Raw genomic sequence first — 18,103 nt, forward strand, 5'->3', positions numbered from 1 at the left:
TTGCGGAAACTGCGAAGACATAACCTTTTGAGATTCATGTACTTTGCCCGATTTATCCCCTACACTTATATAGGAGTTGGGGAGTGTAACTACACAACCGCACAATGAATTTTTTTCTGATCAAAGAAAATGCCTTTTGAACTGTTTAGCCCATGCTGAAGAATGTCGAAGCAAAAACGAAATAAGCTGCTTCCGGTAGGTTCCAGAAACAGCTTTCGATAAAGGATTTCTTATTTTTTCATGATTAGTTTAAGAAGTTGGGTTTTCATACTCTGAGTAGCATCCACTTTTGGCATACGTAAAAGTTTGCTTAATCGTTTAATATCTTGATCGAAATATTGAAAGATTGCATTCATGGCCTCTACATCGGATTGGGTTTGGGCAAGTTTTACTAACTTTATAAACTCATCATCTGACATAATTCGCAAAGAGCCTTTTTCTTCCATTTGTTCACCGCCTGTTGAGTGATTTTGAGTTCTCTGGCTACCTGGGCCTCTGTTTTGTCGTTTATGTAAATTTCATAGATGACCTTTTTGCTTGTTTCACACTCTAATTTATTAATATAAGATTGTAACATCACTTTATTATCAGATTCTTCCGAAAAAGAGAGTTGGAAGAGGTCAGGACTGCATTCCATAGAAACTTCACGTTTGCGATCACGTTTTTCCCGATACTGCATTCGCCAAGCAATTCTATAAAGTTCGCGTCTATAATGTTCAATGGCTCCCAACGAAATTTACCTCCCTTATGTTCATATACGTGTATATAAGGGAGGGAGTTATCAAATTCTATTTAACAACCGTTAAATAGAATGAAGATTCCTTCTTTGTAAAAAAATATATTTTGTTTGCTGTTATTGTAACATTATCGAAAATCTCCTTTTTGCTCTTGTAGGCTGTGATAAGTGAACACCAGGGAAAATATCTTGCAGCGAAGCAAGTCATGTTCCTAGATTTCTTCAAGAACCTCCTTACTTCTCTTCAAAATTCCTAGGGATTTAGCCTTTTACAGGGGCACGACGATGGAGTGCAGCGGAATCATGGTGCTGCTCTTTGCATGCATACAATGTTGATTAACGAAGCTCCGGCGTAGCGTCTCATGATGTATGCATGCCCTCTTTGATTCAGCCCACAGCTCTTACGCTCTGTGGGCTGCGTAAGACGAACGACAGGAACGTAGAGCGCCTTGGTCGGGGTGCTCTCTCCCGGCTTAGGCGCTCTAGTTATCGGCGTGAATAGCGCCCCAGCGGTATATACTGGCTCTTAGATGGACTCTCTTCCCGCCTTAGAGCAGTAGCATGAGCCAGCCTCCCCGCTCTTGTCTTGGCTCACTCCCTTACCTACCGATCAGCCATTCTACTTGCTACAGATACCCCGGCTGGTTTTAACCAGCCTTTAGGGTTGCAACCGGCTCATAAAAAAAGGGTGCTCCTGGAATGATTCAGAAACACCCTTTTATTGCGAAAAATTACCTTCTTTTGCGAAGTATGTTTATTTTTATGAAAATATCAAATAGATAATGTATAATAATTGTAAATGGATTGAGATGAGAGAACTATGCTGACGAAGCTGAAGAATCCAATTTTCTTATTTTGATAATTTTCTTGGCTACCCTAACAGTGCGAATTGTATATAATAATCCACCCCATTATATTTATGATTGGTTGATGGGTATATACGCCATCCGTTTGATTGGTCGGATGTTGTACGAAAAATACCAAATTAAGCATAGGAGCAGTAATGTAACCGATACGATTGTAGAAGTGATTATGGTTATGATCTCATTGGGAATTATCCTATTTTTAATTATGTCACAAGAAACATGGATACATAAGTTGCTTTTTCTAATCGGTGAATCCTATTTCCTCGTTTACAGTAGCTATATTTTTAAAGAGATCATACTAAAAAATAAGGAAGTGAATTGATGAAGAATCGAACTATTAAGATTGCAGTTGTTATTGTTTTAGTACTAGCATGGGGCATTTATGGCACTTATTATTTTTTTGAATTTAAAGACCTCTATTCAAAAAGCTGTGTTAGATCAGGTCGATATGGATAATGTCTACCTTCAGATCATAAGAACGCACACTAAAATTACTAATGAACCAACCGATTATAACGTGCATGTGATGGAAAAGAGTGGAGTTAAAACAATATTGGATCAATTATCTGGCATTGAGCTTAAAAAAAACAAACGGAATGAATAACGGGGATAAAGTTCCTTTTTACTATACTATTATCATCCGCCCGAAAAGCAATCAGGATTCAACATCGAAGTATGAAATTACATTTAAGAATAATAAGTTAGTATCTATCTTTGATCAGGAAAAAAATAATAGGCAGGAATATATGATAACAAACGAATTCGACTACCATTCGTTCAAAAATTCAATCGATAAACCTTTCCAGAAGGAGTAGTTAGTTTGTATAAAAAAGGTCGGTTGTCAAACTCAACCGACCTTTTTCTCAGTTATTTGGGAATCATTCTTAGAAAACTTCCCATCCATTTCCGGAGTGTGCTTTTTGCACAACGCCATTACCCGAAATAAAACGGATAACGGTACCGTCTTGTAGAGTGTACTCAAGGAACGGGAATTTAATCTGATAAAGATCGTATCTTCCACCGTAAAGGGCAATTTGATTGTTGATTTTATCAATGCCCGCAATACCGTTGCTAATGACATTTTCGACTGTCGAACCCGTGCCTGAGGCAAATAGCGTAGAGGCGAGGGAAGCAATTCCCATTGCTACCCCTACTGGTGTGCTTGCAACGAAGACCAGCCCCAGAACCGTAGCTGTTATTCCTGTCAGCCCTGCTACGATTGCAGCTGTGTTGGCAGAACCACCTCTGAAATTCCCGCTCTCTAATGCGACACGTTGTGCTTCACTCATTTTTAGTAATTGATACGGACTTGCCGTTACTGTTGCTGCATACTCTCGTGATCTTGCCATAATATATCACCCTCCTGATTTTTTGTGAGGAATTGATGGAGTCGCTACCATCTAAATGGCTCCACATTCTTTGATGCTAGTCTTCAATTCCCTCTCACTTATGTAGGTGATTTAAGGCTGTAAATTACAACCAAATCATGAAAATTGCAAAGTACATAAATTTTTTAATTCATGTACTTTGCTCGATTATCCCCTACACTTATATAGGAGTTGGGGGCTGTAACTACACAACCGAATATGAATTTTTTCTAGATTAGGAAAATTCCCCTCTGAATTTGAATAGCCCCTCTAGCTAGAATAGGTGCTGGGATAAATCTTTAATTTATCCTGTATTATGTTCAAGATGTGAGAAGAGTTGAGGAGTCCTTTTCAACTTGACTACAGCAAAAGCTAAATAAGCTGCCTCTGGTAGAGTAACCACAAGCAGCTTATCGCCAAGGACACATTATTTTTTCATGATGAACTCTAGAAGTTCAGTTTTCATGGTCTGGATGGCATCCTCTTTTGGCATCCGGATAAATTTACTTAATCGTTTAATATCTGGATCGAAATATTGGAAAATTGCATTCATAGCCTCTACATCAGATTTGGTTTGAGCGAGTTCTACTAATTTCATAAACTCATCATCTGACATAAATCGTGAAGCGCCTTCTTTTTCCATTTGTTCACCGCCTGTTGTGTAATATGGAGTTCCTTGGCAACTTGGCCTTCTGCTTTATCGTTTATGTAAATTTCATAGATGACTTTTTTACCTGTCTCAGACCTTAATCTATTAATATATGATTGCATCATTATTTTGTTATCAGACTCTTCCGAAAACGAGGTTTGAAAGAGATTAGGCTTGGATTCTAAAGAAATTTCACGTTTCCGATTGCGTTTTGTACGATACTGCATTCTCCAAGCAATTCTATAAAGCTCGCTTCGGTAATCTTCGATAGCACCCATCTGAAATTTCCTCCCTTTTATTCATATACGTACATATAAGGTAGGAGTTCTCAAAATCAATATAACAACCAATTTATAGAAGTAATATTCTTTTTTTAGCGAATATAATATTATTTTGAGACTATTTGAAATTTCAGTGTAGAAACCATTGAAATTCTGTAAAGGGCTTGGGCGATATGGGAAAGCTACTACTAGAAGATCAAGTGTATGCTGGTATGGCTGATGAGCAGGAGCAAAAAGAATCATTTCCGGCAAGCGGAAGGAACCGCTGTTGCAAAAAAGAACAGATGAAGTCAAACTCTATTTTTTTTATGCTATATTTTATACATAAAAAAATAGAGTTGAGGTGCAGCATGACATCAATGACGATTGTCGATCCATCCGTCAAACCAGGATTAGTGGCTTATCAGGCAAGTAATGAAGATCAGGCTGAGATTCAGGAGTTAATTTTAAAGACGGCCAGATGGCTGCACAGCAAGGGTTCCACGCAATGGGGCAAATTACTAAAAGGAGAAGATGATCACAATCTGGGTGGTGCTATTTCACGCGGAGAAGTGGTTATTTTCCGAACCTCAGACGATCATCGCTTGGCAGGCGCAGTGATCTTACAGCAGCAGCCAGTGCTTGGGATTGTAGATTGTGGGGATTAGACGGGATGAATTCCGAGGGAGGTACCTCTGTGTATCTGCATCGTTTGGTTGTAGATCGCGATAACACGGGGAAGGGACTGGGCCGTGAGCTTATGCAGTGGATTGAGCAAGGTATCCGCTTCGCAGGCAAGGATCGAATCCGTCTGGATTGTATTGCGGGCAATGACAAGCTTAGCGGTTTTTACCAACAATGTGGCTATACTTATATAGGCGAAACAAATGGCTATAACACTTTTGAAAAGATGCTAATAAAGTCATAGAAAACGGAATCATAATTGGAGGAATACAAAAGAAGGAAGCAGGTGATCTGCATTCTTCTTTTTTTTGTTGTGCAGACCTTTACGTCCTCGTGATGTCTTTCTCTTGGTTACTGTCATATCAGAGCCACTCAAAAGAAAAAAATTTATATAAAAATGAAAATGGGGATATCGCGCTTTCTCCTTCTACATATGATGATAGGGAAAGTTTTGTAAGCGCTTCAAAAAAAGGATGATATACAACCATGCGAAGCTACAGGAGGCGGTTAAGGTGGACAATTACATGAGTTGGATAAAAATTGGATTTTTCCTCAGCATTCTGTTTTTACTTGCAACGGCATGCAGCACTTCCCCCAAAATAGAGAATACAGATGGACAAAAGGTGCGGCTTGCGATGCAGGTTTGGGGTAACCCTGCGGAGGTGAAGGTGTATCAGCGGGCACTGGATGCATTTGAAAAAGAGAATCCGAATATCGAAGTTAAGCTGGTACCAGTACCGGGAGACCAATATGAGCAAAAGCTGTTGACACAGCTACAGGGAAGTCGCGGACCGGATGTCTTTTATTCATATGAGTCGACGATTGCGCGTTTGATCGGAGCAAAACAGGTGCAGCCTTTGGGTGAATTTTTAAAAAGTGAGGCAAGTGACGTGAAGGCCGAGGATTTTCCGGAAGGATTATGGGGTCCGGCCAAGCGTGATGGGGAAATCTATGGGGTCACTCCTGACTCAAACCCGATGGTCATGTACTACAACAAAAAGGTATTTAAGGAAGCAGGTGTGAAAACACCGCAGGAATACTATGATGAGGGCAAGTGGAACTGGGACGCCTTTGAGGAGGTTACATCCAAGCTGAAGGCCGCCGGAAAGCAGGGCTATATTGCGGAAAACTGGTGGGCTCACTGGTATTCATGGGTGTGGTCGAATGGTGGCCGGATCTTTGATGAACAAGGCAAGTATGTGCTGGACCACAATGAAAAGGGCAAGGAAGCGTTCGCTTTTATGTACGATATGGTGAAAAAGGGAAATGCGGTATACCTTGGCTCACTCCCAAAAGGGCAGGGGGCAGATGCCATGTTCATGTCCAATCAGGTCGGCATGCTGGCGGCAGGAAGATGGCTGGAGCCCTTGTTTAGTCAAAATAAAAGCCTCGACTTTGATTATATCTACTGGCCCTCCAACACTGGTAAAAATGAGCCTGTCGCCATCCCGGTTGCATATGTAGCTGTCAACAAAAACAGTCCGCATGTGCAAGAGGCCATGAAGCTGGCAGCCTTCTACGTCTCTGTGAAAGGGCAGGAGGCGCGGCTGGTTGAAGGTGGCAATGCCATGGGTACGCTTGCTGCCGCAGATGAGAGCATCATGAAAAAGGCGACGATTGAGCACTCGGGCTATCTGACTGAGGGACGTGATAAAGGGCATGCTTATGGTTCTGCATTGGCGTATGATGCACAGGTGCCGGGGTTGAACTCCGATATCACGGAAACCATTGACCTGATGTTCCTGGACAAGCAGGATGCTGCGACAACCATTGAAAAGTTGAATCAGATCATATCCAAGGCGGTCAAGTAAACACGGGATGGGCCGTGACCAGGGAGGAAGGTGACAAGATGCAGAAAAAGCATCAAGCGCTGTGGGGCTATCTATTTATTGGCCCCCAGTTTCTTGGTCTGTTATGTTTTTCACTGCTGCCCTTGCTGTATGCGTTTTACTTAAGCTTTGTCAATTGGGATGGTTTTGGGGTGCCTTTGTTTGTCGGCTTGGACAATTTTAAAGGTCAATTATCTGATCCTGATTTTTGGAAGGCACTCATTAATACGGTGTACTATATGGTGCTGGTCATTCCGGTGGGGATTGTGTTGGCTCTGCTCGTAGCCATCGTACTCAACAAAGTGAAGGGCAGGGAAATCTATCGCTTGTTTTTTTTCATGCCTGTCGTAACCAGTTCGGTATCGGTGGGGGTCATCTGGATGTGGATACTGAATGGTGAATTCGGCATTTTAAACCACTTGCTGCGAGCGATTGGCATTGCAGGCCCGATGTGGCTTACCGATACGCATTGGGTGATCCCGTCGATTGCTCTACTTAGCATATGGCTGGGACTGGGATACAACATGGTCATTTTTTTGGCAGGACTTCAGGGCATCTCTAAAAGCTATTACGAGGCAGCCGAAATTGACGGGGCCAGTAAGTTCCAGCAGCTAAGGTATATCACATTGCCGCTATTGTCACCAACAACCTTTTTTGTCACCATTATGATGGTCATCAGCTCTTTTCAGGTGTTCGATCAGGCGTTCGTCATGACAAACGGCGGGCCAGCCAAAGCAAGCTATACGCTTGTGTATCACATTTACGATCAGGCATTCATTGATTTCACGATGGGAGAAAGTGCGGCAGCGGCAATGATTTTGTTCGTGATTATTCTCATATTTACACTGCTGCAATTTAAAATGCAAAAGAGGTGGGTGCACTATGGAGATTAGTTGCAGAGGCAGGATGCTCCTGCGCCATGTGCTGCTCGCTGTCGGCTCTTTAATCATGTTTTTTCCATTTCTATGGACCATCCTCAGTTCTTTAAAGGATATCTCTCAAATTTTTGTCGTTCCGCCACAATGGATTCCCGATCCGTTTGTATGGAGCAACTATCCGGCATCGCTGGAGGCCATGCCCTTCGTGCAGGCGTACATGAACAGCTTTTACATTACGTTTATCATCGTGACAGCGACGCTGATTAGCGCATCTATGGCAGCGTATGCCTTTGCTAAAATCCGTTTTCCGGGTTCGGATATATTGTTTATTTTGTTCCTCGCTACGATGATGGTGCCTAAGCAGGTAACGATGATTCCGCTATACTTGGTGATGGATCGTATCGGCTGGCTGGATACGCATTGGTCGCTGATTGTACCTGGAGCCTTGTTTAATGCATTCGCGGTGTTTTTGCTCCGTCAATTCGTCATGGGAATTCCACGCGATCTGGAGGAAGCAGCAGTCATGGACGGGGCGGGATACATTCGCATTTACTGGAGTGTCATTCTGCCACTCATTCGTCCGGCATTGGCGGCGATCGGGATTTTCACTTTTTTGGGTGCCTGGAACAGCTTTCTTGATCCGCTGATCTATCTCAATACACCAGAGAAATTTACAGTTCCACTTTTGCTCAACAATTTCAAAGGACTATATACCGCCGATTGGTCACTGATGATGGCGGGCACCACTATTTCGGTCGTCCCGGTGCTCATCGTCTACATCATCGCCCAAAAGCAAATTATTGAGGGGATTACCTTAACAGGTATCAAGGGGTAGGGGCTTTTCCCTACTCCTTTTTATGTACTTTCCGATACTGTAATGGAGTACGCCCGGTGAAATGCTTGAATACACGGCCAAAGTGAGCAATGCTGTCAAAGCCCGTTTTTTCAGCAATGGCGGTCACTTTCCAGTTTGTTTCCTTCAAATACGCCCGAGCCTGCTGGACCCGTACATCCTGAAGATACTCGACCAACGTAAAACCTGTGGTCTGCTTGAAAATGCGGCACAGATAGGTGCTGCTAATATAAAAGTGTCCTGCCAGTTGCTCCAACGATAGCTTCTCGGCATAGTGGATATGCAGATACTCAATCACCGAGTACACGCGCTGCTGCTTCTCGCTGCGCTCAGGCGCTATGGTCTCAGGAGCCGCTGATTGTATGCGGCGGATTCGTATCAGTAGCTGCAGCAGCAGGCTTTGAAGATACATATATCGGTAGGCATGCTCTTGATGGTATTCATCCAGCATTTGCTGGAACAGATGCTCCAACTCGCGTTGTTCTGCTGCAGAGGGGCGAAGCAAAAAGCTTTTTTCAGGCAATAGCAGGTGATTCTGATCGCCGGATGGAGTGACAGACGTGGACGAGCCTACAAACGCTTCATCAAAGTTGATCAAAATTCGCTCATGGCTGCCGTTCCCTTTGTTACTCGTACGGTGGAAATCATGTTTGCTAATCCAGATCAGATCGCCCTTTTGTAGTGCGTATACACGCTGATTAATGTAGTAGTAACGCTCTCCTGCCAGCAGATAATAGATTTCATGCGCTTGATGGACATGGTCGGCAGACATGCTAAATGGCACCGTCCGAAGCGCTTGCTCGATAGCAAAATGGGGAGTGGCGATCATAACGACGTGCTCCTTTATGAAAATATTCATGAGGATAATATATGCATACTTTTTGGACCGATTCACAATAAAAGCGAAGATTTCGCTCTTTCTTATACTATAAAATAGAAGTAATTCATGTAAAGGGTGTGAACCTATTGGCTAAAATCAAATATGCGCTTGTGGGCACCGGAGGAAGAGCTGAATTTTTTTACGGTGAAGTTGTTACCGTTTTCAAAGATACATCAGAGCTGGTCGCGTTCTGTGACGTCAACCAGACGAGAATGGACTATGCCAATCGGCTGTTGCAAGAGAAATACGAGCACCAGCTGATTCCAACCTATAAAGCTCACGAATTTGATCGGATGATCGCGGAGGTGAAGCCGGATATCGTCATCGTCACCACCATTGACCGGGTGCATCATCGGTATATTATCCGGGCGATGGAGCTGGGCTGTGATGTCATTTCCGAGAAGCCGATGACGGTGGACGAGGATAAATGCCAAGACATTCTGGATGCCATAGAACGCACGGGACGGAAGCTGCGCGTCACCTTTAACTATCGCTATGCCCCGCATAATACGAAAATCCGTGAGGTTATCATGGACGGGACACTGGGTGACATCTTATCAGTCAATTTTGAATGGCTGCTGAATACCCAGCATGGCGCGGATTATTTCCGCCGCTGGCACCGGGACAAGCGCAATAGCGGCGGTCTGTTGGTGCACAAATCAACGCATCATTTTGACCTGATGAACTTCTGGCTTGGCTCGAAGCCGGAGACGGTGTATGCGCTGGGTGATTTGAAATTTTACGGCCGGGAGAATGCGGAGCAGCGTGGCGTGACGGAGTTCTATCAACGGGCTTACGGCAGCAAGGCGGCGGAGAATGACCCTTTTGCCTTACATCTGGATCGTAACGAGCATCTAAAAAGTATGTATCTGGATGCGGAGCATGAGGATGGATATGTGCGGGACCAAAGCGTATTTGGCGACAATATCAGTATTGAGGATACGCTCAGTGTCATGGTGAAGTATCAGAATAAAACGGTAATGAACTATTCACTGAACGCTTATATGCCATGGGAGGGCTTTATCATTGTATTTAACGGCACCAAGGGACGGATGGAAGTTCGGGTGTCCGAGCAATCCTATGTTAATTCCGGTGGCAGCAAGGCAGATGAGGGGGCGCTAAAAGAGAAAACTATCACGATCTATCCTCACTTTGCAGCACCTTACGAGGTCGAAGTAGAGGAAGGCGTGGGGGGACATGGCGGAGGAGATCCGGTCATGCTGCGGGATATTTTCGATAAGCCGGCAGAGGATCGGTTTCATCGTGCGGCCTCCCATATTGATGGCGCATGGTCCATTTTAACAGGCATCGCTGCCAACCGCTCTATGCGCACAGGTCTGCCGGTGAAGGTGGAGCAACTGGTGCGATTATAACGATGGTAAGTAGACAGCAACTATAATAACAAGAAGCCCCTCTATCAGATGAATGAGGAGGCTTCTGTTTGTATTTAAAATGCACCTTATATCTTTATGTCTTAGGGCACTATATTTTATTGTTTATCGGTCTTCAGCTCACGGGTTCCTAGCTGTTGTACAGGACGATGGTTATCGGGAAAAATGGCAGCAAACTGATTGATTTGGTCTGCGGACATTTCAATAGGCTGTTCCAATACCGTCCAATTCACATGCTCTGTGCATGGTGGGGTAGTCAGCGACCCATTGTAGCGAACGGAGTGCAGGTCTTTTGGCAGCAGCGCAGCGAGATTTACATCCTCATTCAGAACCGCTTCTTTGGAAATATCTTTCGGCAGTTTGGACCAAATGCGGTTGAAGGCCTTGTTTTCTTTGCCACTTTGTATAAGAACCCCTAAGACAGCTGTGCTTCCGTTGTCGCTTTGATGAACAAAATGAAGCTCCATTTCAGCATTTTTACCGTCTATTTGGTGTTCACTTGGATGATGAAAATGGAACTGCTTTAAGGTGAATGTAGTGCCGTCCACGACAATATTATTGCTGGGACTAGCTGCATTGACTTGGACGGTATGTCCATTATTCAGTATGGATACTTTAGTGGTTGAATAATGAACCTGCAGCGGTTGCTGCGTATGCGAAGCTTCCAGATGGGAATGCTCTATGTTGATGGGAGATTGCTCCTGACCGTTACCACAAGCGACAAAATCCTTTTCCAGCTCCCCCCAATGCTCCGGTCCTTCATCCCCTTCGTAGGACCAGTGCGGGCTTTTCTGAATAACTGCATGAGCGTTGTTAGCTGAGGACGATGATGCGCTAGTAGGACTAGAAGTGGCGGGTGATGTACATCCTGTTACCGACAGTGCCAAGATTATGGAAAATATGCTGAACAAGCAACCTCTCCAATGTTTTTTCATGTTTCTTTATCCTTCTTCCAAATAGAGTATGTGAAACTTTTTACATTGTAAATTATTGTACAAAGTTCCTGCAAGGGTACAAGGACTTAGGAAAAAGGTAGAAATGGTTGCTTATTATTACCGGGGTGTAGAAAGAATAATGGAGTGGTGAAATTTTGTTTGTCCTCTTTGGGGGAAGTGACTATAATAGTGGGGTGTGCGTTACAAAATAATTCCATATCTACTCAAAGGAGAGATCTACATGAAAGCAGCAATTGTTACAAAAGACAAGAAAGTTAGTGTAGAAGAGAAACCTTTGCGCTCCCTGAAACATGGGGAAGCGTTAGTCCAAGTTGAATATTGTGGGGTTTGCCACACAGATTTGCACGTAAAAAATGCAGATTTCGGTGATGTCACAGGCAGAGTTCTGGGACATGAAGGTATTGGGAAAGTCATTGAATTAGGTGAAGGAGTGACCAGTCTTAAAATTGGCGATCGCGTAAGTATTGCCTGGATGTTCGAAAGCTGCGGTCACTGCGAATATTGTTTAACTGGACGGGAAACTTTGTGTCGTGAAGTTAAAAATGCCGGATACACGGTAGACGGTGCAATGGCAGAACAATGTATTGTCACAGCTGACTATGCGGTCAAAGTACCAGATAATCTTGATCCTGCCGCTGCAAGTAGTGTAACTTGCGCAGGGGTTACAACATATAAAGCAGTTAAAGTAAGCGATATCAGACCAGGACAATGGATCGGTATCTTCGGTATCGGCGGCTTGGGTAACCTGGCTGTGCAATACGCTAAAAATGTATTCAATGCTAAAGTTGTAGCCTTTGACATCAGTGATGAAAAACTCGAACTGGCCAAAAAAATTGGTGCTGATTATATTGTTAACAGCATGAAAGAAGATCCAGTCGCCCGAGCTAAGGAATTAACGAACGGTGCTGGTCTGGATGCAACCGTGGTTACTGCTGTTGCCAAAACACCTTTCAACCAAGCTATTGACGTTGTGAAGGCTGGCGCGCGTGTCGTAGCTGTAGGTCTTCCAACCGATAAAATGGATCTGGACATTCCGCGTCTGGTTCTGGACGGCATTCAAGTAATCGGTTCTTTGGTCGGTACTCGTGAAGACCTTAAAGAAGCGTTCCAGTTTGCTGCAGAAGGTAAAGTTGTTCCTCTTGTACAAAAACGTCCGCTTGAAGACATCAATGAGATCTTCGAAGAGATGGAGCATGGCAAAATCCAAGGACGTATGGTCATTGATTTTACCAAATAAAATGATGTCCAATTCGTAACTCTTGGAATTGTAAGAGAGAGAAAGCGCCTGCTGATCTAGTGCAGACGCTTTTTTTGCTTTACAGCTTATTCAGAATGTTATCCTCCAAAACCGCAGATTTATCCCCGTATTCTTTAATAATATGTCTTTCTCCCCAGGCACAAAGTGAATCCAAAATGCTTTTCAAACTACATCCATATTCACTAAGCTCGTACTCCACTTTGGGTGGAACCTGATTATAACTAATCCGATTGACAATGCCGTCTTCCTCTAATTCACGAAGCTGTTGAGTCAGCATTTTTTGTGTTATGGAAGGCATCATGCGCTTTAATTCACTTGTTCGCATCTTTCCATGGGTCAAATGACACAGAATCACACACTTCCATTTTCCTCCGATCACCTCTAATGTCGCCTCAACAGAGATATTGTATTTTTTCTTTCCCAATGCCGATCCCTCCGTGTATGTCGCCTCTAGGGTACTTTTTGGTACCTATATCACTAAAAAGTACGTACTGTTCATAATTGATTGAATAACTCATAATAACATCTGCTGGTCGAAGATTACTATAGATAGGAGTGAAAAACATGTCGCCAGAATCCAAACGAAGTATCTGGCCATTACTGGCTTTAGCCGTAAGCGCCTTTGCCATTGGGACCACTGAGTTCATCAGCGTAGGATTGCTTCCCCTGATCGCTGAAGACTTGCACATATCCGTAACAATGTCCGCACTAACTGTAACGCTGTATGCATTAGGGGTTACCATTGGGGCACCTGTGTTGACCTCGTTAACATCGAGTGTTCCTCGTAAAACGCTACTGCTGTGGATCATGATTGTGTTTATAGCAGGCAACAGCCTTGCTGCGGTCTCTAGTGGAATCACCCTGCTGCTGATTGCACGTGTCATCTCGGCGTTCTCCCATGGAGTGTTCATGTCCATCGGGTCCACCATCGCGGCCGACCTTGTTCCCGATGATCGGCGGGCGAGTGCCATTTCGATTATGTTCTCCGGCTTGACCGTTGCCACCGTTACAGGAGTGCCGTTGGGCACCTACGTGGGGCAGCAATGGGGTTGGCGGGCTGCATTTATGGCTATTGTGGTCGTCGGTGTTGTGGCCCTCATTGCCAATCTGATCCTGCTGCCCTCTACGCTTCGGAAAGGGAACAAGACCCCTTTCAGCGAGCAGGTCAAACTGGTTACGAATGGTCGCTTGCTACTTGCATTTATCATTACTGCCTTGGGATATGGGGGCACATTCGTCGTGTTTACTTATTTATCTCCATTACTTCATGACATAACCGGTTTTGGAGAAAATACGGTAACATTCATTCTCTTATTGTATGGAATCGCCATTGCTATCGGGAATGTCATCGGTGGAAAAGCTGCGAACCGCAGACCGCTTTCAGCTTTGTTTTACATGTTTCTGATTCAAGCTGTGATCCTGTTTCTGCTGTGGTTTACCGTGCCATTTCAAACGGCAGGTCTGTTGACGATTTTTTTTTATGGGATTGCTTGCGTTTATGAATGTGCCTGGTCTACAGGTGTATGTAGTTATGTTAGCCGAACGTTTTGCACCCAAAGCGGTCGATGTCGCCTCTGCTGTTAATATCGCGGCTTTTAATGCAGGAATCGCAATCGGAGCATATGTGGGAGGAATTGTGACAGATTCACTGGGGCTTATGCATACGACTTGGGTCGGTGGGGTAATGGTTTTTGTTGCGGTTCTACTGACAGCATGGAGTCGTATGCTCGAAAAAAGGGATACAACCGCCTTGGTAGGCTAAAACTTTTAAAAAATAGAGAGGAAGATACAAAATGACACAAAACCTACAAAGCACAACAACATTGCACAACGGAGTTCGCATGCCTTGGTTTGGCATCGGGGTATTTAAAGTAGAAGAAGGTTCAGAGCTGGTCAATGCTGTGAAGGCTGCTGTAAAGCATGGCTACCGCAGTATAGATACAGCGGCAATCTATGCGAATGAAAACAGTGTAGGACAGGCTATTCAGGAAGCCCTCTCGGAGAATAATCTGTCCAGAGAAGAACTATTCGTCACGTCCAAAGTGTGGAATGCAGATTTAGGCTATGAAGAGACGCGAGCAGCTTATGAAGCAAGCCTAGACAAGCTGGGGCTGGACTATCTGGATCTATATCTGATTCATTGGCCGGTTCAAGGCAAATACAAAGAAGCCTGGAGAGCTTTGGAGTCCTTGTATAAAGAAGGACGGATTAAGGCCATCGGAGTCAGCAATTTCCAAATTCACCATTTGGAAGATCTCATGCAGGATGCAGAAATCAAGCCAATGGTCAATCAGGTGGAGTTTCACCCGCAGCTAACCCAAACCGAGCTGCTGCAATTCTGTCAAAAGAACAACATCCAAATGGAAGCCTGGTCCCCGCTCATGCAGGGTCAATTGCTCGATCATCCGGTACTGCAAGACATAGCGAACAAGTACGGTAAATCGGTGGCTCAAGTGATTTTACGCTGGGATGTACAGCAGGGAGTCGTCACTATTCCCAAGTCCACCAAGGCGCATCGAATCGTCGAAAATGCCGATATTTTTGACTTTGAATTGACGCGTGAGGATATGGATCAAATTCAGGCGTTAAATGCCAATCTTCGGGTAGGTCCAGATCCGGACAACTTTGATTTTTAAAATTCAGTCCATCATAAAACGCCGTTTCCTTCTTCATGGAAGGGACGGCTTTTTTGTGCATGATGAATCTGGAGCTACAGCAATCCAATCCTGCCATATGGTATTATAGAATTATATGAAATGAGAAGTTTTGGACGCTTATGAAAATGAAAATCTCCGGGGGACCTCATGAATAAGACAATTGCAGATATAGCCCAAATGGCTGGTGTATCCAAGAGCACCGTATCCCGTTTTTTGAACGGCGGATCTGTCAGCCTGGACACTAAGCGTAAAATTGAAAAGGTGGTTAAGGCCACGGGGTATGTGCCCAATACCTTTGCCCAAAGTTTGAAGGCAAAACGAACCAACATTATCGGAACCGTCGTGCCACGGCTGGATTCCTTTGCGACATCTCATACGTTAATGGGGATTGATGAGGAACTGCGTTCCCAGCATTACCAGATGCTGATCTCTAATACGAGTCAGGATGTAAAGCGTGAAATCGAAGCGATCTATGAGTTCGCACGACAAAAAATTTCAGGCATCATTCTGCTGGCTGCTCAAATTACAGACGACCACCTGACCGCGATTCGAGACATCAGTATTCCGGTATTGCTGGTAGGCCAACAACATGAGCAGATCCATAGCCTTATCCATGATGATTATCGTGCCGGATATGATATCGGTGCATATGTCCTGTCACAGGGCCACCGTGAAATTGCCTATGTCGGTGTTACTGAAAGGGACGTTGCTGTCGGTGTGCAACGCAAAGAGGGCTTTAGGCAGGCTGTTCGCGATGCGTTACCTGCTACGTGTTATACGGACGAGACGATGCGAGTCGCAGGATATGATATCAGGTACTATGAAACCGGGTTTAAAATGTCCGATGCACGGATTGCTGCATCTGCCATCTTAGACCAATTCAAGCCATCGTTGATGGTGTGCGCTACGGATAATATCGCGCTTGGGGTAATCAACGCGGCTTATTCCAGAGGAATTACCATTCCGTCGGATTTGTCGGTCACTGGCTTTGGGGGATACGATATTACGGAGGTCATTCACCCTGCGCTAACAACTGTTCAATATCCGTATATGGAGGCTGGACGTGTAGCAGCACAAAATATTGTACGGCTGGTAGAACATAAAACGGTAGAGCAAGTGACAGTCATGGATTATTCCCTTATTGAAAGAGAAAGCGTTGACAAACGTTAAACAAGTGGATTATAATTTCTTCGAAACCGGTTCCATTTTACTCTTGCACAATTGGAATCGGTTGCAACTCCATGGATGAGTATTTTTTTTAATCGTATAGGAACCGGTTCCGTTATAATATTTTTTCGTTAATTTGGAACCGGTTCCCTAAATCTAAGTTTTTAAAAAATGAGGTACACCTATGAAAATGACAAAAGAACAAAAGTATCGATTGATCGAGCAGGCAGAGCCCGGTGAAATAGCGAGCTTGCAGAAAAAGGTGGAGCAATGTCAGTGGCGACAGTCATTTCATATCCAGCCACCGACAGGTTTACTCAATGATCCGAATGGATTTTCATATTATCAAGGTGAATACCATTTATTTTATCAGTGGTTCCCGCTCGGAACCGATCATGGGATGAAATATTGGTATCATTTGAAATCCAAAGATTTGGTCACATGGCATAGTGCAGGCATTGGCATCACACCTGGGGACGATTTCGACTCGCATGGGGCTTATTCCGGCAGCGCGCTAGAGCATGAGGACAAGTTATACATGATGTATACAGGAAATACAAGAGACGAAAACTGGATTAGACATCCTTATCAATGCATGGCTGTGATGGATGAGAGCGGTCGCATTATCAAGTGGGAGCATCCTGTTATTGACCATGTACCAGAAGGCTATACAGATCATTTTCGTGATCCCAAGCTGTGGAAGGACGGCGATAGTTTCTATTGTGTGATTGGTGCCCAGAGAACGAATTCAACAGGCTGCGTTGTCCTTTATCGTTCAACGGATCTTCACACTTGGCAGTTCGAGGGAGAACTGAGCACGGGGCTGGAATCGTTTGGATATATGTGGGAATGCCCGGATTATTTTGAACTGAATGGAGCGGGTGTGTTGGTCTTTTCTCCACAGGGCTTGGAGCCTTCAGGGGATGAAAACCACAATATTTATCAATCGGGCTACGTCATCGGCAAACTGCTGGATACAGAGACAAGAACACTGGAGCACGGCGCATTCCACGAGCTTGATCGGGGCTTCGACTTCTATGCACCACAGACGATGATTGACCCGCAGGGGCGTCGTATTATGGTGGCCTGGATGGGGCTGCCGGATATCGAATATCCGACAGATCCGAACGGATGGGCCCATTGTCTGACGTTACCGAGGGAACTTACGCTTCATGAGGGAAAACTCTTGCAGCGACCTATCCCCGAATTAACCACACTGCGTAGAAATAGTGAGGATCGGGTAGCTGACACGTTGTCCTCAGAGAGCAAAACCTACGAAGGATTTAAGGGTACTGCCTATGAGATGATCTGCGAAGTAGATCTTTTGGATGCCAAGGCATTCGGTATTGAATTCCGTGCGAGTGAGACGGAGAAAACGGTGATTAAATATAATGCCGTTAGCCGTAAACTTGTATTGGATCGTACGCAATCGGGTGAGCCTGTAGCCACTTCGTACGGTGAAGTACGGCAGTGTGCATGGGACAAGGATCATATTAAACTTCATCTGTTTGTAGATACATCTTCAGTTGAGATTTTCGTCAATGATGGGGAAGAAGTGTTCACCAGTCGTATTTTTCCGCACCCAGAGAGTGACGAAATACGCTTTTTTGCCGACAAGGGAGAGGCTCTCTTCCAAGCGGTAAAATGGAATTTTACATGAGTAGGCTAATTC

The 18,103-nt window shown here is 44.4% G+C and carries 17 protein-coding genes and 2 pseudogenes; 11 read left to right on the forward strand and 8 right to left on the reverse strand.

Features of this window, described 5'->3' with window-relative positions; genetic code table 11:
- Positions 1-230 precede the first annotated feature (230 nt).
- Entirely contained in the window at positions 231-419 is a 189-nt protein-coding gene (locus C400_RS0100795) for a hypothetical protein (RefSeq protein WP_017425653.1), read from the reverse strand.
- Positions 398-730: a hypothetical protein gene (locus C400_RS0100800; RefSeq protein ID WP_017425654.1), complete on the reverse strand. Its 333-nt coding sequence runs from the start codon at positions 728-730 to the stop codon at positions 398-400. The genes C400_RS0100795 and C400_RS0100800 overlap by 22 nt, the downstream gene beginning before the upstream one ends.
- A gap of 1,254 nt (positions 731-1,984) precedes the next feature.
- Between C400_RS0100800 and C400_RS0100810 the strand changes: the two genes are divergently transcribed.
- Positions 1,985-2,206 carry a hypothetical protein gene (locus C400_RS0100810; RefSeq protein ID WP_017425656.1) on the forward strand — a complete coding sequence of 74 codons (222 nt, stop codon included), beginning with the start codon at positions 1,985-1,987 and terminating at the stop codon, positions 2,204-2,206.
- 280 nt (positions 2,207-2,486) lie between these two features.
- On the opposite strand, the gene C400_RS0100820 is transcribed toward C400_RS0100810, so the two are convergent.
- From C400_RS0100820 to C400_RS0100830, 3 genes are all read right to left on the reverse strand, one after another.
- On the reverse strand, positions 2,487-2,951 hold the full coding sequence (locus C400_RS0100820) for a hypothetical protein (RefSeq protein ID WP_017425658.1): 465 nt from the start codon (positions 2,949-2,951) through the stop codon (positions 2,487-2,489).
- 445 nt (positions 2,952-3,396) lie between these two features.
- On the reverse strand, positions 3,397-3,612 hold the full coding sequence (locus tag C400_RS0100825) for a helix-turn-helix domain-containing protein (RefSeq protein WP_225164832.1): 216 nt from the start codon (positions 3,610-3,612) through the stop codon (positions 3,397-3,399).
- Entirely contained in the window at positions 3,564-3,896 is a 333-nt protein-coding gene (locus tag C400_RS0100830; RefSeq protein ID WP_017425660.1) for a hypothetical protein, read from the reverse strand. Before C400_RS0100830 ends, C400_RS0100825 begins: the two co-directional genes overlap by 49 nt.
- 353 nt (positions 3,897-4,249) lie before the next feature.
- Here C400_RS0100830 and C400_RS0100835 point away from each other — a divergent pair.
- The 4 genes and pseudogenes from C400_RS0100835 (at position 4,250) to C400_RS0100850 (ending at position 8,104) form a co-directional block, all read left to right on the forward strand.
- Positions 4,250-4,806 (forward strand): annotated as a pseudogene (locus tag C400_RS0100835) (GNAT family N-acetyltransferase).
- Between the two features lie 268 nt (positions 4,807-5,074).
- Positions 5,075-6,373 (forward strand): ABC transporter substrate-binding protein, encoded by a 1,299-nt coding sequence (locus C400_RS0100840; RefSeq protein WP_017425661.1) that lies wholly within the window; start codon positions 5,075-5,077, stop codon positions 6,371-6,373.
- Positions 6,374-6,411: 38 nt separating this feature from the next.
- Positions 6,412-7,284, forward strand: coding sequence for a carbohydrate ABC transporter permease (locus C400_RS0100845; RefSeq protein ID WP_017425662.1), 873 nt, complete (start codon positions 6,412-6,414; stop codon positions 7,282-7,284).
- The gene (locus tag C400_RS0100850) at positions 7,274-8,104 is read left to right on the forward strand and encodes a carbohydrate ABC transporter permease (RefSeq protein ID WP_017425663.1); all 831 of its coding nucleotides are present in this window, start codon (positions 7,274-7,276) and stop codon (positions 8,102-8,104) included. The genes C400_RS0100845 and C400_RS0100850 overlap by 11 nt, the downstream gene beginning before the upstream one ends.
- Before the next feature lie 10 nt (positions 8,105-8,114).
- Here C400_RS0100850 and C400_RS0100855 read toward each other — a convergent pair whose 3' ends face one another.
- Positions 8,115-8,951, reverse strand: a complete 837-nt coding sequence (locus C400_RS0100855; protein WP_017425664.1) for a helix-turn-helix transcriptional regulator — start codon at positions 8,949-8,951, stop codon at positions 8,115-8,117.
- Between the two features lie 137 nt (positions 8,952-9,088).
- Here C400_RS0100855 and C400_RS0100860 point away from each other — a divergent pair, with 137 nt between their 5' ends.
- Positions 9,089-10,375 carry a Gfo/Idh/MocA family protein gene (locus C400_RS0100860; protein ID WP_017425665.1) on the forward strand — a complete coding sequence of 429 codons (1,287 nt, stop codon included), beginning with the start codon at positions 9,089-9,091 and terminating at the stop codon, positions 10,373-10,375.
- Positions 10,376-10,491: 116 nt separating this feature from the next.
- Here the strand turns inward: C400_RS0100860 and C400_RS0100865 are convergent, their stop codons facing one another.
- The gene (locus C400_RS0100865; RefSeq protein WP_017425666.1) at positions 10,492-11,328 is read right to left on the reverse strand and encodes a carbonic anhydrase; all 837 of its coding nucleotides are present in this window, start codon (positions 11,326-11,328) and stop codon (positions 10,492-10,494) included.
- Between the two features lie 241 nt (positions 11,329-11,569).
- Here C400_RS0100865 and adhP point away from each other — a divergent pair, with 241 nt between their 5' ends.
- A complete protein-coding gene (gene adhP, locus C400_RS0100870) occupies positions 11,570-12,586 on the forward strand; it encodes an alcohol dehydrogenase AdhP (RefSeq protein ID WP_016820203.1) in 1,017 nt (338 codons plus the stop codon).
- A gap of 79 nt (positions 12,587-12,665) precedes the next feature.
- On the opposite strand, the gene C400_RS0100875 is transcribed toward adhP, so the two are convergent.
- Positions 12,666-13,031 (reverse strand): winged helix-turn-helix transcriptional regulator, encoded by a 366-nt coding sequence (locus C400_RS0100875; RefSeq protein ID WP_013368959.1) that lies wholly within the window; start codon positions 13,029-13,031, stop codon positions 12,666-12,668.
- Positions 13,032-13,171: 140 nt separating this feature from the next.
- Here C400_RS0100875 and C400_RS0100880 point away from each other — a divergent pair.
- From C400_RS0100880 to C400_RS0100895, 4 genes and pseudogenes are all read left to right on the forward strand, one after another.
- Positions 13,172-14,369, forward strand: a pseudogene (locus C400_RS0100880) (MFS transporter).
- 31 nt (positions 14,370-14,400) lie between these two features.
- Positions 14,401-15,243 (forward strand): aldo/keto reductase, encoded by an 843-nt coding sequence (locus tag C400_RS0100885; RefSeq protein WP_017425667.1) that lies wholly within the window; start codon positions 14,401-14,403, stop codon positions 15,241-15,243.
- Between the two features lie 168 nt (positions 15,244-15,411).
- Entirely contained in the window at positions 15,412-16,434 is a 1,023-nt protein-coding gene (locus C400_RS0100890; protein WP_017425668.1) for a LacI family DNA-binding transcriptional regulator, read from the forward strand.
- A 181-nt stretch (positions 16,435-16,615) separates the two neighbouring features.
- Complete coding sequence (locus C400_RS0100895; RefSeq protein ID WP_017425669.1) at positions 16,616-18,091, forward strand: glycoside hydrolase family 32 protein; 1,476 nt, start codon at positions 16,616-16,618, stop codon at positions 18,089-18,091.
- The last annotated feature ends 12 nt before the right edge of the window (positions 18,092-18,103 follow it).

It is taken from the genome of Paenibacillus sp. ICGEB2008, assembly GCF_000307675.1.
Classification (GTDB): domain Bacteria; phylum Bacillota; class Bacilli; order Paenibacillales; family Paenibacillaceae; genus Paenibacillus; species Paenibacillus polymyxa.